This is a genomic window from Bradyrhizobium sp. 2S1 (assembly GCF_011516625.5).
Lineage (GTDB): Bacteria > Pseudomonadota > Alphaproteobacteria > Rhizobiales > Xanthobacteraceae > Bradyrhizobium > Bradyrhizobium septentrionale.
Map to the genome: position 1 here is coordinate 968,589 of NZ_CP147717.1, position 26,302 is coordinate 994,890.

Annotated in this window: 25 protein-coding genes and 1 pseudogene; 12 read left to right on the top strand and 14 right to left on the bottom strand. The window is 63.8% G+C overall.

Annotated elements, in window-relative coordinates:
- Positions 1–22: 22 nt before the first annotated feature.
- Positions 23–1,819: a flavin-containing monooxygenase gene (locus HAP54_RS04630; RefSeq protein ID WP_166298907.1), complete on the bottom strand. Its 1,797-nt coding sequence runs from the start codon at positions 1,817–1,819 to the stop codon at positions 23–25.
- A gap of 802 nt (positions 1,820–2,621) precedes the next feature.
- Here HAP54_RS04630 and HAP54_RS04635 point away from each other — a divergent pair.
- Entirely contained in the window at positions 2,622–3,932 is a 1,311-nt protein-coding gene (locus HAP54_RS04635; RefSeq protein ID WP_166298908.1) for an adenylate/guanylate cyclase domain-containing protein, read from the top strand.
- 144 nt (positions 3,933–4,076) lie between these two features.
- Complete coding sequence (locus HAP54_RS04640; protein WP_166298909.1) at positions 4,077–5,003, top strand: hypothetical protein; 927 nt, start codon at positions 4,077–4,079, stop codon at positions 5,001–5,003.
- A gap of 264 nt (positions 5,004–5,267) precedes the next feature.
- On the opposite strand, the gene HAP54_RS04645 is transcribed toward HAP54_RS04640, so the two are convergent.
- Complete coding sequence (locus HAP54_RS04645; RefSeq protein ID WP_166298910.1) at positions 5,268–5,864, bottom strand: TetR/AcrR family transcriptional regulator; 597 nt, start codon at positions 5,862–5,864, stop codon at positions 5,268–5,270.
- Between the two features lie 87 nt (positions 5,865–5,951).
- Here HAP54_RS04645 and HAP54_RS04650 point away from each other — a divergent pair, with 87 nt between their 5' ends.
- Positions 5,952–6,743 carry a crotonase/enoyl-CoA hydratase family protein gene (locus HAP54_RS04650; RefSeq protein WP_166298911.1) on the top strand — a complete coding sequence of 264 codons (792 nt, stop codon included), beginning with the start codon at positions 5,952–5,954 and terminating at the stop codon, positions 6,741–6,743.
- Positions 6,744–6,899: 156 nt separating this feature from the next.
- Here HAP54_RS04650 and HAP54_RS04655 read toward each other — a convergent pair whose 3' ends face one another.
- The gene (locus tag HAP54_RS04655) at positions 6,900–7,607 is read right to left on the bottom strand and encodes a glutathione binding-like protein (protein ID WP_166298912.1); all 708 of its coding nucleotides are present in this window, start codon (positions 7,605–7,607) and stop codon (positions 6,900–6,902) included.
- Positions 7,608–7,834: 227 nt separating this feature from the next.
- On the opposite strand from HAP54_RS04655, the gene HAP54_RS04660 reads away from it, so the two are divergent.
- On the top strand, positions 7,835–8,947 hold the full coding sequence (locus HAP54_RS04660; RefSeq protein ID WP_166298913.1) for an MBL fold metallo-hydrolase: 1,113 nt from the start codon (positions 7,835–7,837) through the stop codon (positions 8,945–8,947).
- Positions 8,944–9,576: an SCO family protein gene (locus tag HAP54_RS04665; protein WP_166298914.1), complete on the top strand. Its 633-nt coding sequence runs from the start codon at positions 8,944–8,946 to the stop codon at positions 9,574–9,576. The genes HAP54_RS04660 and HAP54_RS04665 overlap by 4 nt, the downstream gene beginning before the upstream one ends.
- 56 nt (positions 9,577–9,632) lie before the next feature.
- On the opposite strand, the gene HAP54_RS04670 is transcribed toward HAP54_RS04665, so the two are convergent.
- The 3 genes from HAP54_RS04670 to HAP54_RS04680 form a co-directional block, all read right to left on the bottom strand.
- Positions 9,633–10,796 (bottom strand): IS4 family transposase, encoded by a 1,164-nt coding sequence (locus HAP54_RS04670; RefSeq protein ID WP_166298915.1) that lies wholly within the window; start codon positions 10,794–10,796, stop codon positions 9,633–9,635.
- Between the two features lie 257 nt (positions 10,797–11,053).
- The gene (locus HAP54_RS04675; protein WP_029083480.1) at positions 11,054–11,287 is read right to left on the bottom strand and encodes a hypothetical protein; all 234 of its coding nucleotides are present in this window, start codon (positions 11,285–11,287) and stop codon (positions 11,054–11,056) included.
- 16 nt (positions 11,288–11,303) lie between these two features.
- Positions 11,304–12,065, bottom strand: coding sequence for a sulfite exporter TauE/SafE family protein (locus HAP54_RS04680; RefSeq protein ID WP_166298916.1), 762 nt, complete (start codon positions 12,063–12,065; stop codon positions 11,304–11,306).
- Between the two features lie 88 nt (positions 12,066–12,153).
- Between HAP54_RS04680 and HAP54_RS04685 the strand changes: the two genes are divergently transcribed.
- Complete coding sequence (locus tag HAP54_RS04685; RefSeq protein WP_166298917.1) at positions 12,154–13,056, top strand: LysR substrate-binding domain-containing protein; 903 nt, start codon at positions 12,154–12,156, stop codon at positions 13,054–13,056.
- Positions 13,057–13,429: 373 nt separating this feature from the next.
- Here the strand turns inward: HAP54_RS04685 and HAP54_RS04690 are convergent.
- Together HAP54_RS04690 and HAP54_RS04695 are read right to left on the bottom strand one after the other, a co-directional pair.
- Positions 13,430–13,999 (bottom strand): annotated as a pseudogene (locus HAP54_RS04690) (DUF1007 family protein); the annotation flags it as partial.
- Positions 14,000–14,022: 23 nt separating this feature from the next.
- The gene (locus HAP54_RS04695) at positions 14,023–16,110 is read right to left on the bottom strand and encodes a M3 family metallopeptidase (RefSeq protein ID WP_166298918.1); all 2,088 of its coding nucleotides are present in this window, start codon (positions 16,108–16,110) and stop codon (positions 14,023–14,025) included.
- Between the two features lie 130 nt (positions 16,111–16,240).
- Here HAP54_RS04695 and HAP54_RS04700 point away from each other — a divergent pair, with 130 nt between their 5' ends.
- The 6 genes from HAP54_RS04700 to HAP54_RS04725 all read left to right on the top strand — a co-directional run bounded on the left by HAP54_RS04700 (position 16,241) and on the right by HAP54_RS04725 (position 21,225).
- Positions 16,241–16,501 carry a hypothetical protein gene (locus tag HAP54_RS04700; protein ID WP_166298919.1) on the top strand — a complete coding sequence of 87 codons (261 nt, stop codon included), beginning with the start codon at positions 16,241–16,243 and terminating at the stop codon, positions 16,499–16,501.
- A 669-nt stretch (positions 16,502–17,170) separates the two neighbouring features.
- Positions 17,171–18,313 (top strand): type III PLP-dependent enzyme, encoded by a 1,143-nt coding sequence (locus HAP54_RS04705; RefSeq protein WP_029077540.1) that lies wholly within the window; start codon positions 17,171–17,173, stop codon positions 18,311–18,313.
- 129 nt (positions 18,314–18,442) lie between these two features.
- A complete protein-coding gene (locus HAP54_RS04710; protein WP_166298920.1) occupies positions 18,443–19,045 on the top strand; it encodes a GNAT family N-acetyltransferase in 603 nt (200 codons plus the stop codon).
- 11 nt (positions 19,046–19,056) lie between these two features.
- Entirely contained in the window at positions 19,057–19,224 is a 168-nt protein-coding gene (locus HAP54_RS04715) for a hypothetical protein (protein ID WP_166298921.1), read from the top strand.
- A gap of 128 nt (positions 19,225–19,352) precedes the next feature.
- The gene (locus tag HAP54_RS04720; protein ID WP_166298922.1) at positions 19,353–19,742 is read left to right on the top strand and encodes a RidA family protein; all 390 of its coding nucleotides are present in this window, start codon (positions 19,353–19,355) and stop codon (positions 19,740–19,742) included.
- A gap of 40 nt (positions 19,743–19,782) precedes the next feature.
- On the top strand, positions 19,783–21,225 hold the full coding sequence (locus HAP54_RS04725; protein WP_175619363.1) for a homospermidine synthase: 1,443 nt from the start codon (positions 19,783–19,785) through the stop codon (positions 21,223–21,225).
- A 65-nt stretch (positions 21,226–21,290) separates the two neighbouring features.
- Here HAP54_RS04725 and HAP54_RS04730 read toward each other — a convergent pair whose 3' ends face one another.
- The 6 genes from HAP54_RS04730 to HAP54_RS04755 form a co-directional block, all read right to left on the bottom strand.
- Positions 21,291–22,031, bottom strand: coding sequence for an acetoacetate decarboxylase (locus HAP54_RS04730; RefSeq protein WP_029077544.1), 741 nt, complete (start codon positions 22,029–22,031; stop codon positions 21,291–21,293).
- Between the two features lie 115 nt (positions 22,032–22,146).
- The gene (locus HAP54_RS04735; protein ID WP_166307430.1) at positions 22,147–22,479 is read right to left on the bottom strand and encodes a hypothetical protein; all 333 of its coding nucleotides are present in this window, start codon (positions 22,477–22,479) and stop codon (positions 22,147–22,149) included.
- Between the two features lie 79 nt (positions 22,480–22,558).
- Entirely contained in the window at positions 22,559–23,272 is a 714-nt protein-coding gene (locus HAP54_RS04740) for an MgtC/SapB family protein (protein WP_166298924.1), read from the bottom strand.
- 39 nt (positions 23,273–23,311) lie between these two features.
- Positions 23,312–24,331, bottom strand: coding sequence for a WD40 repeat domain-containing protein (locus HAP54_RS04745; RefSeq protein ID WP_166298925.1), 1,020 nt, complete (start codon positions 24,329–24,331; stop codon positions 23,312–23,314).
- Complete coding sequence (locus tag HAP54_RS04750; protein WP_175619364.1) at positions 24,331–25,374, bottom strand: CobW family GTP-binding protein; 1,044 nt, start codon at positions 25,372–25,374, stop codon at positions 24,331–24,333. The genes HAP54_RS04745 and HAP54_RS04750 overlap by 1 nt, the downstream gene beginning before the upstream one ends.
- 55 nt (positions 25,375–25,429) lie before the next feature.
- Complete coding sequence (locus HAP54_RS04755; protein WP_166298927.1) at positions 25,430–26,302, bottom strand: metal ABC transporter substrate-binding protein; 873 nt, start codon at positions 26,300–26,302, stop codon at positions 25,430–25,432.

A 26,302-nucleotide genomic window follows, 5' to 3' on the forward strand; every position in this document is an offset into this window, starting at 1 on the left:
ACTTGGCGTGCACTTAGCAACTTCAGGCCTTGTGATGGACAGTTTGCAGGCCATAGACCGGCGTCGGAATTCTCTCGTAGCGAGCCTTCAACTGGAGGGAGAGGAATTGCGAGTAATGTCGCGACTGATGCAGATTGCCGCCATGGAACCATAGCCCCTCCTGCTGCGTCGGCTTCCACATGTTGCGCTGTTCACCTTCCCATGGACCGGGGTCCTTTGTCGTATTCGAGCCGAGACCCCAGACCTTGCCGACTTTGTCGGCCATTTCCCGACTCACGAGATCGGCGACAAAGCCATTCATCGAGCTGTAGCCGGTGGCATAGACGATTACGTCCGCCGGCAATTCCTTGCCGTTGTCGAGCTTGACGCCGTTGGGCGTGATCTCCTCGACCTGGCCAGTGAACAGTTTGATTTTGCCGTCAATAATAAGCTGCGAAGCACCGACGTCGATATAATAGCCCGAGCCCCGGCGCAGATATTTCATGAACAGCCCGGAATCGTCGTCACCGAAGTCGAGCTTGAAGCCGGCCTTCTCCAGCCCGGCATAGAAAGCGGCGTCATCCTGGCGGATCTTGTCGTAGACCGGCTTCTGAAATTGATGCAAGATCCGGTAGGGCAGTGAGGCGAAGATCAGATCGGCCTTTGCCGTCGTCATTCCACTGCGGACGGCACGTTCGGAATAAAGATCGCCGAGGCTCTCCATCAGCGAATCCGAGCGCACAATGTGGGTCGTCGAGCGCTGCACCATCGTTACGTCGACGCCGGCCTCGTACAGCGCAGCACAGATGTCGTGGGCGGAATTGTTCGAGCCGATCACCACCACCTTCTTGCCTTTGTAACTGTCGGAACCGGGATGACGTGAGGAATGGTGTTGCTCGCCCTTGAAGGTTTCCATACCTTTGATTTTTGGCATGTTCGGCTTGGCCGACATGCCGGTCGCGAACACAAGTTGCTTGGGCCGTAGCGCAATTTCCCCGCCATCACGTTCGACGACGACGGTCCATTCCTTCCTGGTCTCGTCCCAACTGGCGTGTTTGGCTGTGGTGTTCGTCCAGTAGTTCAACTCCATAGCCTTGGCGTACATCTCCAGCCAATCGCCGATCTTGTCCTTTGGCGAGAACACTGGCCAGTTCTTGGGGAAATCGATGTAGGGCAAGTGATCGTACCAGACGGGGTCGTGGAGGCAGAGCGACTTGTAGCGGTTGCGCCAGGAATCACCCGCGCGTGCGTTCTTTTCGACGATGATCGTCGGCACTCCGAGCTGGCGCAGCCGCGCCCCGAGCGCAATGCCGCCCTGCCCGCCGCCGATGATAAGTCCGTAGGGCTGGGTCTTGAAGCCGAGCTTGTCGACTTCTTCGTCACGCAGCTCCTTCCAGGTCTTGGCGCCGGGATTGACGCCGTGCCTGGCGCCGAGCGGTCGGCTGAAGCCAGCCTTTTCCTCGTGGCCCTTGAGTTCGGCTACGGTCGTCAAGAGCGTCCAGATCTGGCCATTCTGCAGGCGGATGAGTCCATATCCGCGCGCGACCTCGGTCTCGAACGAGATCCAAGCCTCGGTCACGCCGCCAGCCTCGGTTGGCGCTTCGCCCTCGACGGTTTTCCAGTTGTGCGGCTTCACATACGCGAGGCAATGCGCGAGCATATCGCGGATCTGATCGCGGCCTTCCAGTGTCTTGATGTTCCAGGTGAAGGCAACAAGGTCGCGCCAGTAGCATTCCGGAGCGAACATTTCGACGGCGGCATCGAGATCGCCCGCCGCAAGCGCGGCTTCAAACTTGTCGAGGAAAACCTGGACGCGCGCGCTAAGCGTGGTGTCGAGCATCACTTCCTCCCGGATGTCGTTTACATTTTTTCTGCGCAGGCAGCGTAACCTTATCCCAACTATCGCGGGAATCCAGACTGTCGCGGCAAGGTGTTACATAGGTCTAAAAGTGGGCCCCTTTCGCAAGTGCCGCGCTGGCTATCGAAAGTCCGGTATCGGGGGTGAAGCGGACGTTACGGGCTCGATGACAAATGACTGTCCAAGTCGCTCCGACAGCGAGTGACCGATCAATCGCGCGACGATGTCAGGTGCTGCGCGGGCGCCAAAGCCTTCGAGTAAGTGCACCGGTCGGGTCGGGTAGCTCTGCGCGCTAGCGAATTGGGATAATGCCGGAAGCGTGGCAGCGGCCGCTGCCAGATGCAGGAATGACGGCGTGGAAGTTTCATTGCGGCCTCCCCAAACTGCTGGCATGCGGAATCTCTGCGGAGCCGCACGGGAGGCCGCACACACAGACGCTGGCTTAATTTCGATGCACGCCTGCCGACGGCATGAGCGCTGCGGCTAAGAGAAAAGGGACTTCGGCACGTCCCGCTCGGCAGCTCATGAGCAGCCTATCTCAGTTGCACGACCGGCGGAAGGCATGAATTGATGTGGTCCCTCACATTGCTGCGCGTGGGACGTACCAGCGGCGCTATTGGCTTGTGTGATACCTGGTCGAGAAAGCAGCCGATTAGCGCATGCTAAGGCTGGCTACGCGGTTTTGGCTTCCGCGAACCGCGGCAAACTGGTAAGATTCAGATCGAACCTGCTCACCGGGAAGTCGACGAAGCCGATCACGCCACTCTACGTGAAGTGATGTGCAATGGTTCCGAAAACCCAATACGCAAAGAGCGGTGATGTTCGTATCGCCTATCAGGTCGTCGGCGAAGGGCCCTTCGACCTCGTGTTCGTTCCTGGTTTCATCTCAAACCTCGATGTCGCTTGGGAGGAGCCCTATCGTGCGCGGGTTTGGACCCGCTTGGCGGCCTTCGCACGCCTGATCATGTTCGACAAGCGCGGCACCGGGCTTTCCGACAGAGCGGTTGGTGTGCCAACCTTGGAAGAGCGCATGGACGATGTTCGCGCGGTCATGGATGCCGTGGGCTCGCAACAAGCTGCCCTGTTCGGCATCTCTGAAGGTGGTGCGATGTCAGTCTTGTTCGCGGCCACCTACCCAGAGCGTACCCGAGCGTTGGTCCTGTACGGCGCCTATGGCCAGTTCAGTTCGTGGGTTGTGCCCCCGGACATGATAGATGCCGCCCTGGATCGCATGGAAAAAAATTGGGGGACCGGCGAGAGCCTCCGTTTGTTCGCCCCCAGTATGGCATCAGATGAGACGTTCAAGCTGTCATGGGCCCGTTTTGAACGTCTGGGTGCAAGTCCTTCCGCAGTTGTCGCGCTTATGCGAATGAACAGCGAAATCGATATTCGTCCAATCCTTCCGTCGATACGGGTGCCGACGTTCATTATTCATCGACAAGGGGACGTTCGCGTCAACGTTGAAGCCGGGCGGTTCATGGCCCGGCAAATCCCAAACGCGAAATATCTCGAACTGCCCGGCAGTGATCACGCGTTGTGGACTGGCGAAACAGAACGGGTATTGGATGCGGTTGAAGAGTTCCTGACAGGCTCACGGTCCGCAATCGAATCTGATCGCGTGCTCGCCACCGTTCTGTTCACTGACATTGTTAACTCAACCAAGCGTGCCGAGACGATCGGTGATCGTGCATGGCACGATGTGCTTGATCGGCACAACGCGCTCGTGCGGCGGGAGATTTCGCGATATAGAGGGCATGAGGTGAGGACAATGGGAGACGGCTTCCTGGCAACTTTTGACGGGCCCGCTCGGTCAATCCGGTGCGCTCTGGCGATCAATGAAGGCCTTGAAGCTCTTGGGCTGCAGGTAAGGGCCGGCCTTCATACCGGCGAGGTCGAAATGGCCGATGATGATCTGAGCGGCATCGCGGTCCACATTGCATCGCGGGTCGCGACGATGGCAAAGCCCGGGCAGGTTCTGGTGTCGAATACAGTCCGTGATCTTGTCGCAGGATCAAACATCAGGTTTCATGACGAAGGTAGTCATGCCCTGAAGGGTCTCACAGAAAGCGTCAGATTGTTCGCGGCCGAACGTTAGTGGCGCAAAGCGGATGTTCTGCAAACCCCGTTGCGGACATCGGGCTGTCGCTCAACGACCGGTACCTGGGGCCACGCCCTGACCCTTACAATGTGCTACTTTGAGCCGGCACGCTCCCCCGTCTCCAGCCGGAACCGTTGCACCATGATCCATTACCATGACCCGGCATGGACCGAAGAAAGCCGCTTCCGCGGTGCCCTCGACGATGTGATAATCATCCCACTTGTTTTTGTCGCGCTCGCCGCAAACAAAATCCTGCGTTTCATTCTTTCGATCTTGATGCGACTGCTCGACTACGCCTTCCCGTTAGCAATGCAGATTGTCTGGCTTCCGCTCTTCGCGGCCAGGGTTCTTGGCAATGTCATCTTTACTGTCATGAACGGCGCGTTGCGCTTCCTTCCCCTTTCCGAGTCGAAACGTCGACAGTGGAATACATCGATCCGCCGGAACTGGTCGTGGCTCCGGCGGAAGATTAGCTATCGGGCGTTCGAACATGCTGTGTACATTGCATTTGAAAGCGGCATGGCATGGGTGTTCCGAAAATGCCGGCATCTCACGCCGAACACCGCGTTGCTCGTGATCCTGGGCGCGGTACTTTGGCTCCCCATCTCTTTCGGGGCTGCAACGGCGATGCACGCGGTATTGCTTGCCAAGGTCACGTCCTGGCCAGCTTGGATGCAGCTCTTGCATCCTCTGGCAACGGTCATCGCCAAGAGCAAGCTTTTGGTGCTGCCGGTGTACCCGGCAGCCTGGCCACAGGTAAAAAAACACTCGTTCGTTCAGCTCGCATTCAAGAGCTATGAAACCATCAGGTCCCTGTATGTGATCAAGAAGGCCGGTTTTCGCTATCGGCAGGCAGAGACCGCCGGCGTCGCGGCGGTTGAGAGGCTCGAGCGCACCGCCGGCCTTGCATCGGCGGTAAGGTGGCTGCGCGAGGCGCATGTCACCGAACATCTCGGGGTCGAAAAGCCCACTCAGAAATTGCGTTCGTTCTTCTCGCGATGGTCAATTCAGTTCTCGGCCGAATACTACGAAGCGAAGGAACGGCAAGCCTCAAGTATCCCATCATGAAACAGCAGCAAGCTACGAACGCTGAGATGTTCATCAATCTCGCGCGGGTCGATGACCATAGGGGATTCCGCTTTTCTCGAAGCAGCGGGCTCCGCGGCGGATGCTGGGCTGAAGCGCGTGATCCTGTCCCCTCTTGCCCCGTCGATCGACGAGGCGGTTGAATACCGGTGCCACTTCCGAGTTTGGCCCAATGCCGACGTTCACTCAGACCGGATTCTATGTCGCCTTTTCAGAGCGCACCGGACGGGCCTTTATGGTACACGCCTAGCCTCGTTTACGCCCCGGCTTCGCCAACGCCGTCTCGATCAGCGTGCGCGCGGCCTCGCCGGCGGTCTCCATGTAGCTGGCGTCGCGATGCAGCAGCACCACCGCGAACGATCCATCCAGCAGCAACAGGATCTGCCGCGCCAGTTTTGGCGGATCGGCAATCCCCTGTTCCGCGAAGGTCGCGCGCAGCCAGTCCTCGAACTTCTTCTTGTGCGCGGCGCCGATCCTGATCGCGGGATGCCCGGGCAGGTTGGCGAGCTCGGCCGAGGTGCGCAGGAAGCCGCAGCCCTTCCACTTCGGATGCCGCGCCGAGCGCGCGAGCTTCTTGAAGATCGCCTCTACTTTCGCCGGCAGGCCGCCTTCGGCCTCGGCGAACCATGTCCGGAACAGCGCGAGGTTGGGCTGGTCGCGCGCGGCGAGATAGGCGGCGACCAGGTCGTCCTTGCTCTTGAAGTGATAATACAGCGTGCGCTTGGTGAGGCCGGCCTTGGCGGCGACCTCGTCGACGCTGACGCGGCGGATGCCTTCATTGTAGAACAGCGCGCTTGCCGCCTGGACGATGCGCGCGCGGGTGAGCTCGGAGGGTCTGGGCATGGCCCGTATGTATACTAACCAGTGAATATACACAAATCGCGGTTGACCCTACATTCGGCGCCGCGACAGCAATGCCGGAGACTGCCTATGCCCGAACCCATCCTGCTCGAGCCCCAAGACTGGATCGCACTGATCACCCTGAACCGTCCCGCGCAGCTCAACGCGCTGAACTACGCGCTGATCGATCAGCGGATGGCGGCGCTCGACCGCATCGAGGGCGATGCCGCGGTGCGCGCCGTGATCCTGACCGGCGCCGGCGAGCGCGCCTTCTCGGCGGGCGCCGACATCCACGAATTCTCCGGTAGCGTCAAACAGGGGGCGGCCGTCGCGGTACGCGACTTCGTCCGCCGCGGACAGACGATGACCGCGCGGCTGGAGGCGTTCAGGAAGCCTGTGATCGCCGCGGTCAACGGGCTCGCCTTCGGCGGCGGCTGCGAGATCACGGAAGCCGTGCATCTCGCCATCGCCAGCGATCGCGCGCTATTTGCAAAACCCGAGATCAAGCTCGGCATGCCCCCGACCTTCGGCGGCACGCAGCGGCTGCCGCGGCTGGCGGGACGCAAGCGCGGACTGGAGTTGCTGCTGGCGGGCGATCCGTTCTCGCCGGAGCACGCACGCGAGATCGGACTCGTGAACCAGATCGTGCCGCACGATCAATTGCTGATCGCAGCGCGCGAGCTCGCCGGCCGCATCATCAGGCATTCACCCGGTGCCGTTGCCAGCACCATCACCGCGGTGACGCGCGGGCTCAACATGCCGATTGCCGAGGGCCTGCTGATCGAGAGCGAGCAATTCGCGACGCTGGTGCCGGGTCGTGATCTTGCCGAGGGACTGGCGGCGTGGAAGGAGCGGCGGCCGGCGAAGTATGTCGGGGCGTGAGGCGCGCTTTATCAACTCGTCATGCCCGGGCACAGCCGTCCGAAGGACGGCGTCGCTTCCGCTCGCCTATGGCCCGGGCATCCATGTCCTCCCGCGCATGCCCCAAGACGTGGATGGCCGGGACAAGCCCGGCCATGACGAGGGATAGAGTGTGTCCTACCGCACCACCGCCGCGGTCTGCCCGAACAGCAGCTTGCGCTCTTCCTCGGTGCGGATCGCGGGCTGGCCGAAATTCGGGTTGACCTCCTTCGCCTTGGCATAGGCGCGCTCGGTCGCGGGACGCTTGCCGATCGTCTCCAGCCAGCGCTTCAGATGCGGGAAGTTCTCGATCTCCTGGCCCTGATTCTTGTAGGGCACCACCCAGGGATAGCTCGCCATGTCGGCGATCGAGTAGTCGCCGGCGATGAATTCGCGGTCTGCAAGCCGCTTGTTGAGCACGCCGTAGAGCCGGTTGGTCTCGTTGACATAGCGGTCGATCGCGTAAGGCAGCTTCTCGACCGCATAGTTGCGGAAGTGATGGTTCTGCCCGGCCATCGGCCCCAGCCCGCCCATCTGCCAGAACGTCCACTGGATCGCGTCATAGCGGCCGTAGAGATCCGCAGGCAGAAATTTTCCGGTCTTCTCGGCGAGATAGAGCAGGATCGCGCCGGACTCGAACAGGGAGATCGGTTTGCCGCCGCCCTTCGGTGCGTGATCAAGGATCGCGGGGATGCGGTTGTTCGGCGCGACTTGCAGGAAGTCCGGTTTGAACTGATCGCCCTTGCCGATGTTGACCGGGAAAATCCTGTACTCCAATCCGGTCTCTTCGAGGAACATCGTTATCTTGTGACCGTTCGGCGTGGACCAGTAATGGAGGTCGATCATGGGGCGATCCTGCGTTTCCAGAGATTGCTGATATCGTGCATCTGATGAGAAAGATGCGATTGCATGGATTTGCCCGCAAAGCCGCACCCAAGTCAATGGCGCGCGCATTGCACCGCGCGCGAATGTGATCTGCAGACAACGCAAGTGCCCGATTGAGCCGCGCCCCGATTGCTCCTAGGCTCCGCCTCGGTTCGCGCTGATGAATTTTCAGAACACGGGGCATTGCAATGACACGGGATTTGGCACGACGTGACTTCCTGAAGGGTTCGGCGGCGATCGCCGGCGCCGCAGCCGCGGGCGCATTCTCCTGCGTCGAGATCGCGAGCGCGGCGCCGATCCAGGTGCCGACCGTCGACAAGCTGTCGATCCGCGTCCTCGTCGATTCCAGCTTCGACTTGTTCCTGCGTCCCAAACAGGCGCACGGCGTCTCGATCGCGCCGGCGGCACGCGGCGCCGACTTCCGCAAATCGCTGCACAATGAATGGGGCCTGTCGCTGTGGCTGGAATCGGAGGCCGCGGGCAGCCAGCGCACGCTGATGCTGGACTATGGCTACACGCCCGAGGTTCTGCTCAACAACATGGAGCTGGTCGGCGTCGATCCCGCCAAGCTCGACGCACTGATCGTGAGCCACGGTCACTACGACCATTTCGGCGGCCTCAACGGCTTCCTCGACAAATTCCGCGACAGACTGCCGGCCGATGTGAAGCTCTATGCCGGCGGCGAGGACAATTTCTGCCACCGCGTCAACGCGACGCCGACCAAGGGCCAGTTCGCCGATTTCGGCACGCTGGACCGCCGCCAGCTCGCCGCGCAGCGCGTCACCACGGTGCTGTGCGAGACCCCGACCGTGATCGCCGGCCACGCCTTCACGACCGGCAAGATCACCCGCCGCAGCATCGAACGCATCCTGCCGCAGACCTGGGTCGAGTTCAGCATGAAGGACGGGCTCGGCTGCAACGCCAGCCACTATCTGCCGGCCGAGATGGAAGGCAAGATCGTGCCCGACGAGCACATCTACGAGCACGCCACCTGCTTCAATGTGAAGGATTTTGGCCTGGTCGTGATCTCGTCCTGCGGCCATGTCGGCATCGTCAATTCGGTGAAGCAGGCGCAGGAGGTCTCGGGCATCCAGAAGGTGCACGCGATCGGCGGCTTCCATCTCGGACCGGCGCCGAAGGACTACCTCACCGAGGTGGTCGCCGAGATCAAGAAGCTCGACCCCGACGTATTGATCCCGATGCATTGCTCCGGGCTCAACTTCGTGCAGGAGGCGACCGCGCAAATGGGCGACAGGGTGCTGGTCACCACCACCGGCAGCCGCCTCTCCTTCGGCATATGAGCCGAAACATCCTGCGCGTCATCGCGTGCGCCGGCGCCGGCCTGTGGCTGACGCTGGCATCAGCACTCGCCGGCGATGCACTGGGGCAATCGACGCGCTCGGCTGCCGAGATCATGGACATCCTGATGTGGAATCGGGAGCCGGTCGGCGGCCCGTTCGCGCTGACCGATCAGGCCGGGCATGCGCGCACCGACAAGGAATTCCGCGGCAAGCTGATGCTGATCTATTTCGGCTTCACTTATTGCCCCGACGTCTGTCCGACCGATCTGCAGGCGATCGCGCTCGTGCTCGACAAGCTCGGCCCTGACGGCGATCAGGTGCAGCCGATCTTCATCACGGTCGATCCCGAGCGGGACACCGCCGCGCATCTGGCAGAATATGTGCCGCTGTTTCATCCGCGGCTGATCGGCCTCACCGGCAGCAGTGAGGCGATCCGCCAGATGGCCGACGCCTACAAGGTCTACTACGCCAGGGTGCCGTTGAAGGACGGCGACTACACCGTCGACCACACCGCCTACATCTATCTGATGGACCGCGCCGGCAATTATCTCGGCTTCTTCCCGCCGGGCACGTCGGCCGACCGCATGGTCGAGATCATCCGGCCGAGGCTCGCCGAGCCGGCGCGCTAGTGCCGCAACGGGATTACCCTCCCTCTCCCGCTTGCGGCAGGGCTGTCCGGGGAAATTCAACCATAGCAGAGTTCCATCTGGTTGAGGGGCGTTCTGCATTTGCGGCGGCTAGGGTTGATTGGCGGAGGCTTGTCGATGCTGGCGAAGGCTCGCCGGGTGAACAGGAACTGGCTGACGAGTTCGGCGAGCCTGAGCGGCAGCATTTTGATGCAGTTGGTCCGCGCGGCAATGCGCAACAGTAGGTAGGCAATCATCGCAGCAAGCACTTGCAGGCGGATTGCATTGTCGTTGGTGCCGAGGAACTTGCGGATGTCGAGGTGCTGCTTGATCCAGCGGAACAGCAGTTCGATCTGCCACCGGCTCTTGTAGAGGGCGGCGATCTCGACGGCCGTTCGGGTCGTATCGTTGGTGAGAAGCGTGATCACGCCGCCGTTCTCCCGCCTGACCTTGATGCGCCGCAGCGGTATCGGCAAACGCGAGTCGCCCTTACTGGTGAGCTTCACCTCGTCGTCGACGATGATCCTGAAGCCGTCCCCCTTGCTGTTGCGGATGGTGCGATGCCTGACCGCGCGTAGCCGGATGCTCGTCTTCGGCCGGGTCACGAAGAAAGCCTTGCTATCATTGATCTTCTGCCACCAGTCGAAACGGCAATATCCCTTGTCGAACACGTAGGTTGTGCCGGCCTGGATCGGAGTCTGGCGACCGATCTCGATATCGTTGACGTTGGCAGCCGTCACCTCGACGCACTTCGGGATATCGCCCTTGGGATCGTAGACCACGTGCAGCTTCATGCCGCGGATGCGGCCGTTCCACACCGCCCAGGTGCAAACTTTGCCAAGCGGGATCGGACTGGCGTCGATCAGGCGCACCATCTCCTTGCCTTCGCCCCGCAACTGCCGGCTTGCCATCGCCGACAATCGTGCAAAGGTTTGCGCAAAAATGCTGGACGGGCGGCGGGTATTGGCATCCGACCGCGTCGAGCGGGACAACCTGCCGGTGCCCAGATGATAGTGATGCTGAGGATTGGCGTTGAAGCCGGTCACCACGGCGCGCAGGCTGTTGTTCCCGCTCAACTGCGCATAGATCAGCGCTACCAGGTGATCCCAGCTCTTGAACGACTTGTCGTAGGCATCCCCGTCCAGACGATCCACAGCCGTCTGAAACTGCCGCCGATTGATCGGTTCAAGCAGCCTACTAAAAATGCTATCGCGAAATCGCATGCTCGGCCTTCTGTGTCTCGACAACCAGAAAAGACCGATTTGCCTCGGTTTTGCCGAGCATGCACCGCGACACAGTGAATCATTCCCCGGACAGCCCTGCGCTTGCGGGGGAGGGTCGGGGTGGGGGTATCACCGCGAGTCGCTTCGTGGAGAGAGCCCCCACCCGCATCGCATCTTCGATGCGATGCGACCTCCCCCGCAAGCGGGAGAGGTGAAGCGAGTTCGCGGATAGGCCGCGCACCTCTTAATGCATCCGCTCAATGCATCCGTCCATGCGCGCGCAGAAACGTCTCGCCGCTTTCGGTCACCATCACCCGCATGCCCTCGACCGAGGGACGGCGCGCGACATAGCCGCGGTCGACGGCGTCTTCCCAGATCGTCAGCCGCGGACACGAGGTGCGCCAGACCTCGAGCACCTCGGCATAGCGCCGCGGCTCGCGCGCGACCCACTCGACGAGGTCGAGCACCAGGGCATCGGTGGTCTCGGTCATCGGACGTCTCCCGTTGCTACTGCGCGACGGCGCTATTGCCCGCGAACATCAGCCACCCGCCGTAAAGGATGTAGTAGCTCGCCACCGTCGTGATCAGGCGGTTGGCCCAGGTGCGAAACTGCTGATCGCTCATCGCCTCCAGGATCCGCCGCGCCAGCGAGGTGCCGAGCATCGATGCCGCGACCGCAACCAGCGCCAGCACGGGATCGAGCGACGCCGCCTGGTCGATGATGCCGCCGAAGTAGATCAGCTTGGTGAAATGGCTCGCGACCTGGCAGGTCGCTTTGGTCGCCACCGTCTCGCGCCGGCCGAAATTGCCGCCGAGGAAGAAGGTGTCCATCAAAGGACCCGAGACGCCGGTCATCAGCATCAACCCCATGCAGACCGAGCCGTAGAAGGTGCCCTGCCAGAGGCTGTCCGGATTCGGCTTGATGCCCTTCGGCACCAGCCGCGCCAGGAACGGCGTGACGCCGAGCAGGAGCAGCGCGACCGGCTTGTCCGGCACGTAGCGGGTGATCGACCACAGCCCAAGCGCCAGCGCGCAGCCGATCAGGTAGACCGCGACCGGCCGCCAGCGGATGTGCCGCCGCCACAGCAAGGCGCGCCAGCCGTTGGAAGCCATCTGGGTGATCGCATGCAGCACCATCGCCGACGGCAGCGGCAGGATCGCCAGCAGCACGCCGATCAGGATCAGCCCGCCGGCCATGCCGAACAGTCCCGACAGAAACGCCGTCGCAACCATGAGGGCACCGAGTGCTGCGATCAGGAGGGGGCTCATGCTGTATCTCCGCCAATCTTTCTGCCGCGCTTGGCCAACTCCCGCAAACTGAGTTATCTTGCCCTTGCATCAGTTTTCCTGAGGGTTCATGCGGCGGCTGCTCTTTCTCAACGGCATCAAGGCGTTCGAAGCCGCGGCGCGGACCGGCAGCTTCGCGGCCGCAGGCCACGAGCTCAACGTCTCGGCGGCTGCGATCAGCCGGATGGTGCATCTCCTGGAAGAACGACTCGGCGCCGCGCTGTTCGAGCGCAAGGCGAACCGCCTGGTCACCACACCGGCCGGCCGCGCCTATCAAGGCGGGCTGACGCCGATCTTCGACGCGCTGGCGAGCCTCACCGCGCAGGTCACGGCATCGGCGAGCGCGCGCGTGCTGACCGTCGGGGTCGGCCCGACATTCGCGATGAAGTGGATGATCCCGCACCTCGCCGAATTCCGCAAAGAAGAGCCCGACATCGAGGTGCGGATCACCACCGGCGGCATGGCGGCGCCGTTCGGCGACGACTGGAGCTGCGGCATCCAGCTCGGCGACGGCCAGTGGCCGGGCCTCGTCGCCGAGCCGCTGTTCGCCGCCGACCTGATGCCGGTGTGCACCGCGCGGCTCGCCAACAGCTTGAAGCGCCCCGCCGACCTCAAGGGGCCGAGCCTGATCCGCGTCGCGCATTCGCCCGACGACTGGCCGTCCTGGCTGAAGGCCGCCGGCGTGCCGCGGGTGAATGCGCGCGGGCCGGAATTCCAGTTCTACGGCCAGGCGCTGCAGGCCGCGGTCGACGGGCTCGGCATCGCGATGGGGATCCGGCCCTATATCGATGACGATCTCGCCGCCGGCCGGCTGGTGGCGCCGTTCGCGCTCAGCGTGCCGAAGGGGATGCGCTGGTATCTGGTCTATCGCGGCTTCCATGCCGAGCAGCGCGATTTCGCCGCGTTCCGGCGCTGGATCATCCGCGCCGCGGCGGAGCCCGCCGCCCGCCGCAAGGGGACGCGCAGTGCCTGACGAGACGATCGATACGCTGGTTCTCGGCGGCGGCCAGGCCGGGCTCACCATGAGCCACCGGCTGAAGCAGCGCGGCATCGCGCATCTGGTGCTGGAGCGTCGGCGCATCGCCGAGCGCTGGCGCAGCGAACGCTGGGACGGATTGATGTTCCAGTTTCCGAACTGGTCGGTGCGGCTGCCGGAGTTTGCGTTTCCGCATAGCGATCCCGACGGCTTCTCGCCGACGAGCGCGATCGTCGACTTCATCGAGGCTTACGCCGCCTTCGTCGCGCCGCCGATCCGCTGCGGCGTCGCGGTGACACGGCTGCGCAGTGGCGACAGCGACGGCTTCATCGCCGAGACCGCGGACGGACGCATCACCGCCCGCAACGTTGCCGTCGAGGAAGTTCTGCTCGCCGAGCTTCGCCGCGGCGGCGGTGCCGTCATTCGGCCGCTCGAACTGCAGCTTGCAGTCCGCCGCGGCGCCGACCAGCTTGACCGGCTCCTTCTCGGCGAACTGGAAGTCGATGAAGTAGGTCGGGTCGAACACTTCGAGCGAGAGCTGCCTGGCCTTGAACGGCGTCTTCACCGGCAGAGTGAAGTGCAGCGTCAGCGCCGAATCCTTGTATTCGAGATAGTAGTCGACCGGCTCGGTGAACTTCTGCTTCTTGCCGTCGCCCTTGGCGAAGGTGAAGTAGGCGTATTCCTTCAGCGATTCGACGTTGGTCTGCGCCAGCGGCACCAGCTCCTCACGGCTGTAGGCGCCTTTCACCTTGGTCTCGATGCCCTGCAGCGCGTAGGTCGAGAACATATCGTCGAAAGTCCAGGCGTGGCGGACCCCGGTGATGGTGCCGTCGGGCGCGTAGATCAGCTCGCTCCGGGCGGTGATCCAGACATGCGGATGGGCCTCTGCGGCCGCCGCGCCGAGCACGACAGATACCGCAAGCACCAGCCAGGCGATCAGGCGGCTGAAGGCGGGCCGCACCTTCAGGCCGCCTCGGGCGTTTCAAGCAGGCCGCGACGGCGCAGCAGCGCGTCCGGCTCGGGCTCGCGGCCGCGGAAGGCGACATAGGCCTCCTCCGGATCGCGCGAGCCGCCCGACGAATAGATGTCGTCATGCAGCCGCTTGGCGGTCGCGGGATCGAAGATGTCGCCGGCCTCCTCGAAGGCGCCGAAAGCGTCGGCGTCCATCACCTCCGACCACATGTAGCTGTAATAGCCGGAGGCATAATGGTCGCCGGAGAAGATGTGGCCGAACTGGGTCGGCCGGTGCCGCAGCGAGATCTCGGCGGGCATGCCGATTTTCTCCAGCTCCTTCTGCTCGAAGGCCCTGATATCGCGGCTCGCCGCCGCCGGCTGGGTGTGGAATTCGAGGTCGACCAGCGCCGAGGAGACGAACTCCACGGTGGCAAAACCCTGGTTGAACTTGCGCGCGGCGAGGAAGCGCTTGAGCAGGTCGTCCGGCAGCGCCTCCCCGGTCTGGTAGTGGCGGGCGAAACGCTGCAGCACCTCGGGCCGCTCCTGCCAGTGCTCGTAGAGCTGCGAGGGCAGTTCGACGAAGTCGGTGAACACCGATGTCCCCGACAGCGACGGATAGGTCACGTCGGAGAGCATGCCGTGCAGGCCATGGCCGAACTCGTGGAACAGGGTCCGCGCGTCATCGGGCGACAGCAGCGACGGCGCGCCGTCGGCGCCCTTGGCGAAGTTGCAGACATTGATGACGAGCGGCGCGACGGCGCCGTCGAGCTTCTGCTGGTCGCGCAGCGAGGTCATCCAGGCGCCGGAGCGCTTCGAGGGCCGCGCGAAGTAGTCGCCGTAGAACAGCGCCTTGTGCTTGCCGTCGCGGCCCTTGACCTCCCAGACCCGGACGTCCGGGTGCCAGACCGGCACGTCCTTGCGCTCCTCGAAGGTGACGCCGAACAGGCGGGTGGCGCAGTCGAAGGCGGCCTCGATCATGTGGTCGAGCACCAGATAGGGCTTGATCGCGGAATCGTCGAAATTGGCGCGGCGCTGGCGCAGCTTCTCGGCGTAGTAGCGCCAGTCCCAGGACGCCAGGGTGAAATTGCCGCCCTCTTCAGTGATCAGCGCCTGCAACGCGTCGCGGTCGGCGAGCGCCCGCGCCCGCGCCGGCTTCCAGACCCGCTCCAGCAGGCCACGCACCGCCTCCGGCGTCTTGGCCATGGAATCCTCGAGGCGATAGGCTGCGTAGGTCGGGAAGCCCAGGATCTTCGCGGTCTCCTCGCGCAGCGCGAGGATCTCGACGATGGTCGCATTGTTGTCGTTGGCGTTGCCATTGTCGCCGCGGGCTGTGAAGGCCTTGTAGACCTTCTCGCGCAGGTCGCGCCTGCCGGAGCTCTGCAGGAAGGGCTCGACCGAGGAGCGCGACAGCGTCACGATCGCCTTGCCGGGCATGCCGCGCTGTTCCGCCGCGGCCTTGGCGGCCGCCACGAATGTGTCGGAGAGGCCGGCGCGGTCGTCCTCGCCGAGCTCCATGGACCACTCCTGCTCGTCGCCGAGCAGATGATGGCTGAACGAGGTCCCGAGATGGGCGAGCCGCTCGTTGATCTCGGCCATGCGGGCCTTGGCCGCGTCGTCGAGCCCGGCGCCGGAGCGGTGGAAGCGGGTATAGGTGCGCTCCAGCAGCCGCATCTGCTCGCCGGTCAGGCCGAGCGAGGCGCGCTTCTCGTGCAGCATGGCGATGCGGCCAAACAGCACAGCGTTCATCATGATTGGATTCCAGTGCCGCGCCATCCGGGGCGACACCTCCTTGTCGATCTCGAGGATCGCCGGGCTCGAATGGGCCGAGACCAGATCGTAGAACACCGCCGAGACCTTCGACAGCAGCTTGCCGGAGCGCTCCAGCGCCGTGATGGTGTTGTCGAAGTCGGGCAACGCCGGATCATGGGTGATCGCAGCCACTTCAGCCGAATGGTCGGCGAAGGCCTGCTCGAAGGCGGGGAGGAAATGCTCCGGCTTGATCTCGGCGAAGGGCGGCGTCTCGAGCGGCGTCTGCCATGCCTTCAGGAGGGGGTTGGCCAAATTCTGGACCTCGGCTTCTGCGCTGGTTTCTGACATCGAATGTCCCGTCTTTCGCCTTGAAAATGCGGCCCAATCTATATCACGCGATACGGCATTTTTGGGCCTTTTGCGCTTGAAAGATGGGCACTTTTCGGAGAGATTGCGCCCCCTGAACAGGACCTATTCCATGACCATGCAGCCCTCCACCTCAGGCAACCGCACCATCGCCTGGCCGAGCGTCATCACCGTGATCTCGGCGGCGATCCTGATCGGCGCGGAAGTGTTCGGCGCGGCGTTCGCCGGCGGCTGGGCGCTCGCGATCCTGCTTGGGCTCAGTGATGTCGGCGCGCGCATCCTGCAGGCCGTGCTGTTCGGCATCGGCGTCCTGATCATGATCGCCTTCATCCGCGCGGCGCAGCGCGTCGAGCCGTTCACGCGTCGCGCCTGACCGCTGCGATTCAAGAAAGCGCTGCGGCACAGGGCTAAAACGCCACACGCTTCGTTAGTCATTCTTAACAGCCGTTCATCTTCACCGCCCCGACCGTGTGCTGCGCGCGAGATCGCAAGCACGCGTTAGGGAAATTTGTCGCTACCGCAAAAAAAATCTTGCACCCCGAATTCAAAAGATTTATTTCCTGCCTTGCCCAATTTCGCACGTGCCTGTGGTCGTGTGTCAGTCGGTAGGTATCCGGACAAGAGGCCGGACAGCCGCCAAGGGGTGGAAGAACCGAGGGTCGCTTACGTCCATCAGGACACGAGGCGGCCAGCCTCCCTCTCCAGGGATGCCGTTGAAGGTCTCACCACTCTTTGCAACCGTGACTGGCAGCCGGAGGCGAACCGGCGCACCCCGCTCTCAACGGGGGACGCGACTTAAAGCAACGACGGATCGGGCTTTTTTGGTCTCTACCGGCAGTCCAAAGCCGGCGCGGGCTACTGAAAAGGCTTGTCCTTCATTGCCAGGTGAGCGGGCGGGAAACTCTCCCAACCAATCCACGGCAGCACAGTCTGGTTTGAGTCTTTTGGCTTCGTTGCGCCTCCATCGCGCAATGTGGCCAGAGCACTCCTATCCGACGTCACGTTGATGCGGATCCCGTCGCTGGGGCCGTTGGAGAGTGCCATGACCGAACGTATCCAGGAATTCCTGCGTCACCGCCGCAGCGAAGGTCTCGACACCGAGCCGTGCCTCGTCGTCGACCTCGACGTCGTGCGCGACAATTACCAGACCTTCGCGAAGGTGCTGCCGGACAGCCGCGTGTTCTACGCGGTGAAGGCCAACCCGGCGCCCGAAGTGCTGTCGCTGCTCGCCTCGCTCGGCTCCTGCTTCGACACCGCGACCGTCGCGGAGATCGAAATGGCGCTGGCCGCCGGCGCGACGCCGGACCGCATCTCCTATGGCAACACGATCAAGAAGGAGCGCGACATCGCGCGTGCCTTCGCGCTCGGCATTCGCTTGTTCGCGGTCGACTGCGCCGCCGAGGTCGAGAAGATCTCCCGCGCCGCTCCCGGCGCCAAGGTGTTCTGCCGCATCCTCTATGATTGCGCCGGCGCCGAGTGGCCGCTGTCGCGCAAGTTCGGCTGCGACCCGGAGATGGCGGTCGACGTGCTCGACCTCGCCAAGCGCCTGGGGCTGGAGCCGTGCGGCATCTCGTTCCATGTCGGCTCGCAGCAGCGCAAGGTGAAGGCGTGGGACCGCGCGCTCGCGATGGCCTCGACCGTGTTCCGTGACTGCGCCGAGCGCGGGATCAACCTCACCATGGTCAACATGGGCGGTGGTTTCCCGACCAAGTATCTCAAGGACGTTCCGCCGGTCCTGCAGTATGGCCGGTCGATCTTCCGCGCGCTGCGCAAGCATTTCGGCAACCAGATCCCGGAGACGATCATCGAGCCGGGCCGTGGCATGGTCGGCAACGCGGGCATCATCGAGACCGAAGTCGTTCTGATCTCGAAGAAGAGCGACGAGGACGAGGTGCGCTGGGTCTATCTCGACATCGGCAAGTTCGGCGGTCTCGCCGAGACGATGGACGAGTCGATCCGCTACGCCATCCGCACCCCGCATGACGGGGCGGACATGACGCCGTGCGTGCTCGCGGGCCCGACCTGCGACAGCGCCGACGTGCTGTACGAGAAGCTGCCGTATCCGCTCCCGGTGACGCTCGAGATCGGCGACAAGCTGCTGATCGAAGGCACCGGCGCCTATACGTCGACCTACTCGTCGGTGGCGTTCAACGGCATTCCGCCGCTGAAGACCTACCACATCTGACCCGCCTCCTGTTCGAGGCCTGATAAACCGGGAGCCGGCCCCGCCGGCTCCTTCCCGATCATTTTTGATTTTCTGAACGACGCTTGCCGCGGCGTACGACACGCCGTTGCAAGCGGGGACCGACGTGCCATGACTGCAAAACGGAACACCCCCGTTGCCCTCATCCGACAAGCCGCTCCGTTCGCGATCCGTGCGGAGCGAGCCTCGGACGTCGTCGCGCGTGAGGCGCTGCTGGATGCCTGCTTTGGCGAAAATCGCCATGCCCGCATTTGCCAGCGCCTGCGCGACGGACGCGCGCCCGCCGAAGGCCTGAGCCTTGCGGCCGTGCGCCAGGACGGCCGGTTGGTTGGAACCGTGCGGTTGTGGCACGTCAGCGCGGGGGGCCGCAGCGCGCTGATGCTGGGGCCGCTGGCAGTCGACGATGACTGCCGCGGCCTCGGCGTCGGCGCCGCGCTCATGCAGCGTGCGCTGGCCGTGGCCAAGACGCGTGGCCATGGCGCGGTGATCCTGCTCGGCGACGCGCCCTACTACGCCCGTTTCGGCTTCTCTGCCGGCAAGACCGGCGAGCTGTCGCTGCCTGGTGCTTTCGAGCGCGACCGGCTGCTCGGTCTCGAGCTTGTCGAGGGAGCGCTGGATGGCGCCTGGGGCATGATCACGCCGACCGGCGCTGTGCCTAAAGTGAAGGCATCCCGGACCCGGAAGGCACCGCTCGCCGTGCCGCACGCGGCGTAAGGCGGGCCGCCATGTCGGAGCACATTCCCGCAACCGATGGCGCGCGCCCGCGTTGGCGCGGCCTGGTCACCACTGTCATGCTGATCCTGATCTCGGTCATGATCGTCAGGGACATCCTGATCCGGCGCTGGACCGGCACGCCGCCGTCCCCGCCGGACACCACGCAGCAGTCGCACTAGCGCCGGCCGCAGGGCCAAAACCCAAGTCAGAATCTCAAGTCAGAATACCAGGTCAGAATCCGGGGGTTGCGCGGGCGGCAAAAATGCCCGTACCCCCCCCGCAAAGCCATTTTCAGCTGAGGTCCGACATGTCCCGCCGCCTGATTTCCACCGGCTCTCCGTTCGAGAAGACCGCCGGCTACAGCCGTGCCGTGATCGACGGCGACTTCGCCTTCGTCGCCGGAACCACCGGCTACGACTACAGCACCATGACCATGCCCGAAGATGTCACGAGCCAGTCACGGAACTGCTTCAAGACCATCGAAGCTGCCCTCAGGGAGGGCGGCTTCGCGATGGCCGACATCGTCCGCGCGACCTACTACCTCACCGACGTCAATGACGCGGACGCCCATTTCGCGGTCTGCGGCGAGGTTCTCGGCGACATTCGCCCGGCGGCGACACTGCTGATCGTCGCGGGGCTCTACAAGCCCGAGATGAAGGTCGAGATCGAAGTCACCGCGAAGCGTCGCAACCCCTGATCCACTCTACCCGCCGCTAGGCACTCTCCTGGAGAAAATGATGAGTCCCTCCTCGCAGATCTACGCGAAGATCACCGGCCCCATCGTGATGGTCGGCTTCGGCTCCATCGGCAAAGGCACGTTGCCGCTGATCGAGCGGCACCTCGACTACGACAAGTCGCGCGTCACCGTGATCGATCCGAAGGACGAGGGCCGCAAGGCACATTGCGAGCAGCACAATGTACGGTTCATCCAGAAGGCCGTGACCAGGGACAATTATCGCGAACTGCTGACCCCGCTGCTCACCGAAGGCGGCGGCCAGGGTTTTTGCGTCAATCTCTCGGTCGACACCGGCTCCACCGACATCATGGAGCTCTGCAACGAACTTGGCGCTCTTTATATCGACACCGTCAACGAGCCCTGGCTCGGCTTCTATTTCGATTCGTCGAAGGGCCCGGAAGCGCGCTCCAACTACGCGCTTCGCGAAGTGACGCTGGCCGCCAAGAAGGCGCGCCCCGCGGGCTCGACGACAGCCGTCTCCTGCTGTGGCGCCAACCCCGGCATGGTCTCCTTTTTCGTCAAGCAGGCGCTGCTCAATGTCGCCGCTGATCTGAAGCTCAATGCCCCCAAGCCGAAGACCAAAGCCGAATGGGCGGACCTGATGCGGCAGGCTGGTATCAAGGGCATCCACATCGCCGAACGCGACACCCAGCGCGCCAAGTTGCCGAAAGAGCCTGATGTCTTCGTCAACACCTGGTCGGTGGAAGGTTTCCTGTCGGAAGGCGTGCAGCCGTCCGAACTCGGTTGGGGCACCCATGAAAAATGGATGCCCGAGAATGCGCGTACCCACGAAGCCGGCTGCGGCGCAGCGATTTATCTGATGCAGCCCGGCGCCAACACACGCGTGCGGACCTGGTGCCCGACCCGCGGCGCGCAGTATGGCTTCCTCGTCACGCACAACGAGTCGATCTCGATCGCCGATTACTTCACGGTGCGTGACGCATCGGGCAAGGCGATCTACCGGCCGACCTGCCACTATGCCTATCACCCGGCTGACGATGCCGTGCTGTCGCTGCATGAAATGTTCGGCCGCGCAGCGAAGATGCAGGAAAAGCACCACATCCTCGATGAGAACGAAATCGTCGACGGCATCGACGAACTCGGCGTGCTGCTGTTCGGCCATGACAACAATGCCTACTGGTACGGCTCGCAGCTCTCGATCGAAGAGACCCGCAAACTCGCGCCCTATCAGAACGCCACCGGCCTGCAGGTGACCTCGGCCGTGCTCGGCGGCATGGTGTGGGCGCTGGAAAACCCGAACCAAGGCATCGTCGAAGCTGACGAGATGGATTTCGATCGTCTGCTGGAAATCCAGCTGCCGTATCTCGGCCCGGTGAAGGGATTCTACACCGACTGGACCCCGCTGACGGATCGTCCGGGACTGTTTCCGGAAGATATCGACACGAGCGATCCCTGGCAGTTCCGGAATATCCTGGTGCGGTGATCGACCACCACGCCTTGAGAACGAATGCCCGGCCTCGCGCCGGGCATTTTGCTGTCAGCCGCCGCTCACTTCGCCATGTAGTCGAATGCCACCGAGCCGAGGCCGAGCGTCAGGTCCGCCTTGTAATGCAGCGCCGAGACCACCTCGCGCACCGGCAGGCGGGCGACGTCGCACAGCGCGTGCGGAAACAGGCCGAGCGCGGCGGGACCGGTCCAGGCTTCCTTCAGCACGACATCGTCGAGATGAAAGCGCACCAGCTCGCAGATCCGCGGGGTGCCGTCGACATGCGGGATGATCTTCAGGATGAAGTTCGGCGCCTTCATCGCATTCAGCACGGTGTCGTGGTCGACCTTGCGGTGCTTGTAGCCCATGGTGGCGGAGGCGCAGAGCACCGAGCCGTAATGCAGCGAGCCGACGAGGACATCGCTTTCGATCTCGATCTTGGGCCGCGCCAGCTTCTTCGGAAATCCCCACAGCTCGCGGCCGCCCGCGATCGGGGCCTCGTCGTCGAGATACATCGCGTGGGTATAGGCCCCGAGTTCGCCCTTGAAGCGGACCGGGATCACCTGCCCGGTCTCGGTGTAGTCGCCGAAGCCGGTCGAGTCGGGCATGCGGATGAATTCATATTTCACCACCGGCTCGGCGACCTCGAGCGGCTCCGGCACCACGGCCGCGAGCGCTTCCGGGTCGGTCTTGTAGGTGATGATGAAATATTCGCGGTCGAAGAACCGGTACGGCCCCGGCGGGAACGACGGGTTGGTGAGCGGCATCGAATAGGCGGTGCGGCGGACGTCCTCGATCTTCATGAAAGGCCCCGATCTGTCGTTGGCGAGACGGCAGATTATGGCGGGCGCCGGCGGCGAGACCGTATAAGCGGCAGCGTTCGTCAAATGCGCGTCACAATGCGCTGACCGGCAGCGCCTATTTCTTCTCGATCGGCGGCGCAGTCTTCTCGGCGGGTGCCGGCGGCAATGCCGGCCTGGCGCCGGCCTTCTGCGCGTCGGCGTCGGGACGGGCCGGCTGCGGCGCCGGCGTGGTCGGCCGCTCGCCGCCCGGCTTCGATTCGGCCGGCGGCGCGGTCTGCTGCGGCTCGGGCGACGGCGTGGTCTGCAGCGGCTGGGTCGCCTGCGCCATCTCCTGCGGCGGGGCCGCGTTGATAGCGTGCAGCGACAGCACCGCGATCGCGACGCCCGCCACCACCAGCGTGGAGGCGATCAGCATGTCGTTCCGCAGCCTGGTCCGATCCGCAGCCATCTCGTTCACCTGCATTGTCAGCGAGGTCAACGATTCCGCCACAGCATGGTTCCGAAGTGTCCGGCTGCGGAACCCAGCGTCAATCCGTGGTGCTGATCTCCCAGGTCGCGTGCCGCACGCCGGGCTGATGCTGCAGGTCGACCACCACGGCGTTCAGCTCATTGGGGTCGACCGCGGTGGAGACCAGCGTCGCCACGATTTCCAGGAAGTCGTCGCCGGCCTCGACCACATTGACGTCGGCGACCGGATAGTTCGCCTCGAGCTTTTCGACCACGCGATCGCGCATGTCGGGCAGCGCCTCGGGAGTGACCGCGAGTTTGAAGTAGTAGGTCGCCTCCGAGGCCTTCTCGTTCAGCGGGATGCGGTTGATGGCGTTGACCAGCGGCCGCAGCAGCGTGTTGCCGGCGATCACGAACACGGTCAGCGCCGCCGCCTGCGCCACCAGATCCGCGCCGGCGCAGGAGCCGACCGCGGCCGAGGCCCACAGCGTCGCCGCGGTGTTGAGGCCGCGCACGTCCATGCCCTGCTTCATGATGACGCCGGCGCCGAGGAAGCCGATCCCCGACACCACATAGGCGATCACCCGCACCGCGCCGTCGGCACCGGCCAGATGCATCGCGAGATCGACGAAGGCGGCCGCGCCGACCGCGACCAGCACGTTGGTGCGCAGCCCCGCAGTACGCTGCCGGTACTGCCGCTCGGCGCCGATCAGCGTGCCGAGCACGAAGGCGGTCGTCAGGCTGACCAGCGTGTCGATGAAGTCGGCGAGCTGGAATGTCGTGAGAAACCGCATGACGCTACCCCGGCCTAGCGCTTCGGATGCCGCGATCTCTTACATTTCCAGGATGCCCGCGTCACCATCTTCCGTGCCGAAGGCGAGCAGCGTGCCCTTGGCATTCCATCCGAGCGCAGACACCGCAGTGCCGGCGTTCCGCCGCACCAGGATCTCGGCGCCGTCTTCGAGCCGGACCATCAGCACGGTGCCGTCGGCATAGCCGACCGCCATGACGTCGTTCTTCGGATGGCAGGCGACCACCGCGACCCGCGCCGGCATCGGCGCCAGCATCGCCGGCTCCTTGCCCATCGGCCCGTCCTTGCTGGTGAACGGCCAGACGATCACGGTGTCGGCGCCCGAGGTCGCGAGCCCCTTGCCGCCGGCGCTCCATGACATCGAGCGCACCCGGCCGGGATAGCCGCTCATCCGCATGTGCCTGTTGTCGGCGAGCCGCCAGCCATGCATCGCCGGCTCGTGCATCGCGGTGACGAGGAATTTGTTGTCCGGGCTGAACATGACGGCGAGATGCGAGCCGGCCCATTCCAGGAATTCCGGATTGGCCGCCATGTTGGGAAACCACAGTGTCACGCCGTTGTAATGCGCGATCGCAAGCCGCAGGCCCTTCGGCGCAAACGCCAGCCCGCCGACGGTCGACGGCACCTCGAAGGTTTTGGCCTCGCCCTTGGCGCCCTGGACGAACGCGGTCTTGCCCGCCGACCACGCCACGGTGCCGTCGCCATGCAGCGCGACATTGTCGATCCAGCGCCGCTTGGCGTCGGTCGCGATGGTCGAGGTCTCGCCCTTGGCGTCGATCGCGATCAGCTTGCCGTCGTCACCGCCGGTGACAATCCGCTTGCCGTCGGAGGCCGCGCACAGGATGGCACCGAAATGCGTCTCCGTCCGCGTGAACTCGCCGTCGGCGGTCGCGATCGCGACGCTCTCCTCGGCGCCGACGAAGAACGCGCGGTCGCCGAGGAAATGCACCGAGCCGACCGACGCGCCGAGCGCAAGCGGCTTGACGCGGTCGGTGATCGAAACGATGGAAGAAGGGGCCTCGCCCGGATCGAACTCTTTCATCACGTGGTGATGCACTGCTCGAAGCCGTCGCGGATCGCCTGCTCCGGCAGTTCGCGACCGATGAACACGACGCGGCTCTCGCGCTTCTCGCCGTCCTTCCATTTCCGCTGGTGGTCGCCCTCCAGCATCATGTGAACGCCCTGGAACACGTAGCGGTCGTCATCGCCGGTGAAGGCGAGGATGCCCTTCGAGCGCAGGATCTTCTGGCCCTCGGTGGCGACGAGCTGCTGCAGCCAGGGCATGAACTTGGTCGCGTCGAGCGGCTTCTCCGAGCGCAGCGACAGCGATTGCATGTCCTCGTCGTGATAGTGCTTCAGCCCATGGCCATGGCCGTGATCATGATGATGGTGGTGATCATGGTCGTGATGATGATGATCGTGGTCGTCGCCGGCCTCGAGGAAATCGGGCTCGATCTCCAGGATGCGGTCGAGGTCGAACGCGCCGCGCTCCAGCACGTCGGCGATTCCGACCTGGCAGCGCTCAGTGCGATGCAGCTTGGCATACGGATTGATGCCGCGGATGCGGGCCTCGACCTCGGCAAGCTCGGGCTTGGAGACGAGGTCAGTCTTGTTCAGCACGATGACGTCGGCGAACGCGATCTGGTTCTTGGCTTCCGGCGCGTCCTTCAGACGGTCGCTCAGCCATTTGGCATCGGCGACGGTCACGACAGCATCGAGCCGGGCGTTCTTCTGCACGTCCTCGTCGACGAAGAAGGTCTGGGCGACCGGCGCCGGATCGGCAAGGCCGGTGGTCTCGACGATGATGGCGTCGAACTTGCCCTTGCGCTTCATCAAGCCGTCCATGATGCGTACGAGGTCGCCGCGCACCGTGCAGCAGACGCAGCCGTTGTTCATCTCGAACACTTCCTCATCGGCGCCGATGATGAGGTCGTTGTCGATGCCGATCTCGCCGAATTCGTTGACGATGACGGCGTATTTCTTGCCGTGGTTTTCCGACAGGATGCGGTTGAGCAAGGTGGTCTTGCCGGCGCCGAGATAGCCCGTCAGCACGGTCACAGGAATTTTTTGCGAAGCTTCAGCCATAACAACTCCGGGAACTTGGGTCCGCGCTCAATCCCCGGCAGGGAGGCCCCTGCCCCTAGTCGGCGAGCGCGCTGGTCAGGGCCTTTATATTGTGCCTGACCATATCAATGTAAGTGGGGACTTGGCCCTTTTCGCCGGTCAAACTGTCCGAATACAGGGTGCCGCCGACCCTGGTCCCGGTCTCGGCCGCGATCCGCTCGATCAGGCGCGGATCGCTGATGTTTTCGAGAAAAACTGCTGGAATTTTTTCAGCTCTGATCTGGGAAATGATGGCCGCGATATCGCGTGCGCTGGGCTCGGAATCGGTGGAGACCCCGAGCGGGGCGATGAAGGCGACGCCATAGGTATCGGCGAAATAGCCGAAAGCGCCGTGGGTCGAGATCACCTTGCGCCGGCCTTGCGGTATTTTCGCCACCGCTTCCCGCACCTCGCGGTCCAGCGCGTCGAGCTTCGCCAGATAGGCCTCGGCGTTGGCCTTGAAGGTCGCGGCATCGCTGGGGGACGCGGCGACCAGCGCCTCGCGGATGTTGCCGACATAGATTTTTGCATTGACGACCGATTGCCAGGCATGCGGATCCTCATGGCCGCCACGCTGGCGCGGCGTGATCCCCGTCGTCGCCACCACGATCGGCGCCTTGCTGCCGGAGGCCTGCAACAGCCGCGGCATCCAGCCCTCGAAGCCGAACCCATTGACGACAAGCAGCCGCGCAGAAGCGACTGTCTTGGCGTCCGACGGCGTCGGCGCATAGACATGGGCGTCGCCGTCGGGCCCGACCAGCGCCGTGACATCGACCCGATCGCCGCCGACATTCCGCACCATATCGGCAAGGATCGAGAAGCTCGCCACCACGTTGATGCTTTCCGCGGCGTGCGCCGGACCGCTCGCTACCATCAGCGCCAGACAGATCAACCCAAGCAAACTCCGCAT

Excerpts from the sequence above, each read along its gene's own strand:
- HAP54_RS04725 (WP_175619363.1), top strand. The coding sequence starts at position 19,783 with ATGAGTCCCTCCTCGCAGATCTACGCGAAGATCACCGGCCCCATCGTG.
- HAP54_RS04685 (WP_166298917.1), top strand. The coding sequence starts at position 12,154 with ATGCGGCGGCTGCTCTTTCTCAACGGCATCAAGGCGTTCGAAGCCGCG.
- HAP54_RS04730 (WP_029077544.1), bottom strand. The coding sequence starts at position 22,031 with ATGAAGATCGAGGACGTCCGCCGCACCGCCTATTCGATGCCGCTCACC.
- HAP54_RS04740 (WP_166298924.1), bottom strand. The coding sequence starts at position 23,272 with ATGCGGTTTCTCACGACATTCCAGCTCGCCGACTTCATCGACACGCTG.
- HAP54_RS04650 (WP_166298911.1), top strand. The coding sequence starts at position 5,952 with ATGCCCGAACCCATCCTGCTCGAGCCCCAAGACTGGATCGCACTGATC.
- HAP54_RS04735 (WP_166307430.1), bottom strand. The coding sequence starts at position 22,479 with ATGGCTGCGGATCGGACCAGGCTGCGGAACGACATGCTGATCGCCTCC.
- HAP54_RS04750 (WP_175619364.1), bottom strand. The coding sequence starts at position 25,374 with ATGGCTGAAGCTTCGCAAAAAATTCCTGTGACCGTGCTGACGGGCTAT.
- HAP54_RS04665 (WP_166298914.1), top strand. The coding sequence starts at position 8,944 with ATGAGCCGAAACATCCTGCGCGTCATCGCGTGCGCCGGCGCCGGCCTG.
- HAP54_RS04645 (WP_166298910.1), bottom strand. The coding sequence starts at position 5,864 with ATGCCCAGACCCTCCGAGCTCACCCGCGCGCGCATCGTCCAGGCGGCA.
- HAP54_RS04700 (WP_166298919.1), top strand. The coding sequence starts at position 16,241 with ATGACCATGCAGCCCTCCACCTCAGGCAACCGCACCATCGCCTGGCCG.
- HAP54_RS04680 (WP_166298916.1), bottom strand. The coding sequence starts at position 12,065 with ATGAGCCCCCTCCTGATCGCAGCACTCGGTGCCCTCATGGTTGCGACG.
- HAP54_RS04705 (WP_029077540.1), top strand. The coding sequence starts at position 17,171 with ATGACCGAACGTATCCAGGAATTCCTGCGTCACCGCCGCAGCGAAGGT.
- HAP54_RS04715 (WP_166298921.1), top strand. The coding sequence starts at position 19,057 with ATGTCGGAGCACATTCCCGCAACCGATGGCGCGCGCCCGCGTTGGCGC.
- HAP54_RS04660 (WP_166298913.1), top strand. The coding sequence starts at position 7,835 with ATGACACGGGATTTGGCACGACGTGACTTCCTGAAGGGTTCGGCGGCG.
- HAP54_RS04720 (WP_166298922.1), top strand. The coding sequence starts at position 19,353 with ATGTCCCGCCGCCTGATTTCCACCGGCTCTCCGTTCGAGAAGACCGCC.
- HAP54_RS04710 (WP_166298920.1), top strand. The coding sequence starts at position 18,443 with ATGACTGCAAAACGGAACACCCCCGTTGCCCTCATCCGACAAGCCGCT.
- HAP54_RS04635 (WP_166298908.1), top strand. The coding sequence starts at position 2,622 with ATGGTTCCGAAAACCCAATACGCAAAGAGCGGTGATGTTCGTATCGCC.
- HAP54_RS04640 (WP_166298909.1), top strand. The coding sequence starts at position 4,077 with ATGATCCATTACCATGACCCGGCATGGACCGAAGAAAGCCGCTTCCGC.
- HAP54_RS04745 (WP_166298925.1), bottom strand. The coding sequence starts at position 24,331 with ATGAAAGAGTTCGATCCGGGCGAGGCCCCTTCTTCCATCGTTTCGATC.
- HAP54_RS04675 (WP_029083480.1), bottom strand. The coding sequence starts at position 11,287 with ATGACCGAGACCACCGATGCCCTGGTGCTCGACCTCGTCGAGTGGGTC.
- HAP54_RS04630 (WP_166298907.1), bottom strand. The coding sequence starts at position 1,819 with ATGCTCGACACCACGCTTAGCGCGCGCGTCCAGGTTTTCCTCGACAAG.
- HAP54_RS04670 (WP_166298915.1), bottom strand. The coding sequence starts at position 10,796 with ATGCGATTTCGCGATAGCATTTTTAGTAGGCTGCTTGAACCGATCAAT.
- HAP54_RS04695 (WP_166298918.1), bottom strand. The coding sequence starts at position 16,110 with ATGTCAGAAACCAGCGCAGAAGCCGAGGTCCAGAATTTGGCCAACCCC.
- HAP54_RS04655 (WP_166298912.1), bottom strand. The coding sequence starts at position 7,607 with ATGATCGACCTCCATTACTGGTCCACGCCGAACGGTCACAAGATAACG.
- HAP54_RS04755 (WP_166298927.1), bottom strand. The coding sequence starts at position 26,302 with ATGCGGAGTTTGCTTGGGTTGATCTGTCTGGCGCTGATGGTAGCGAGC.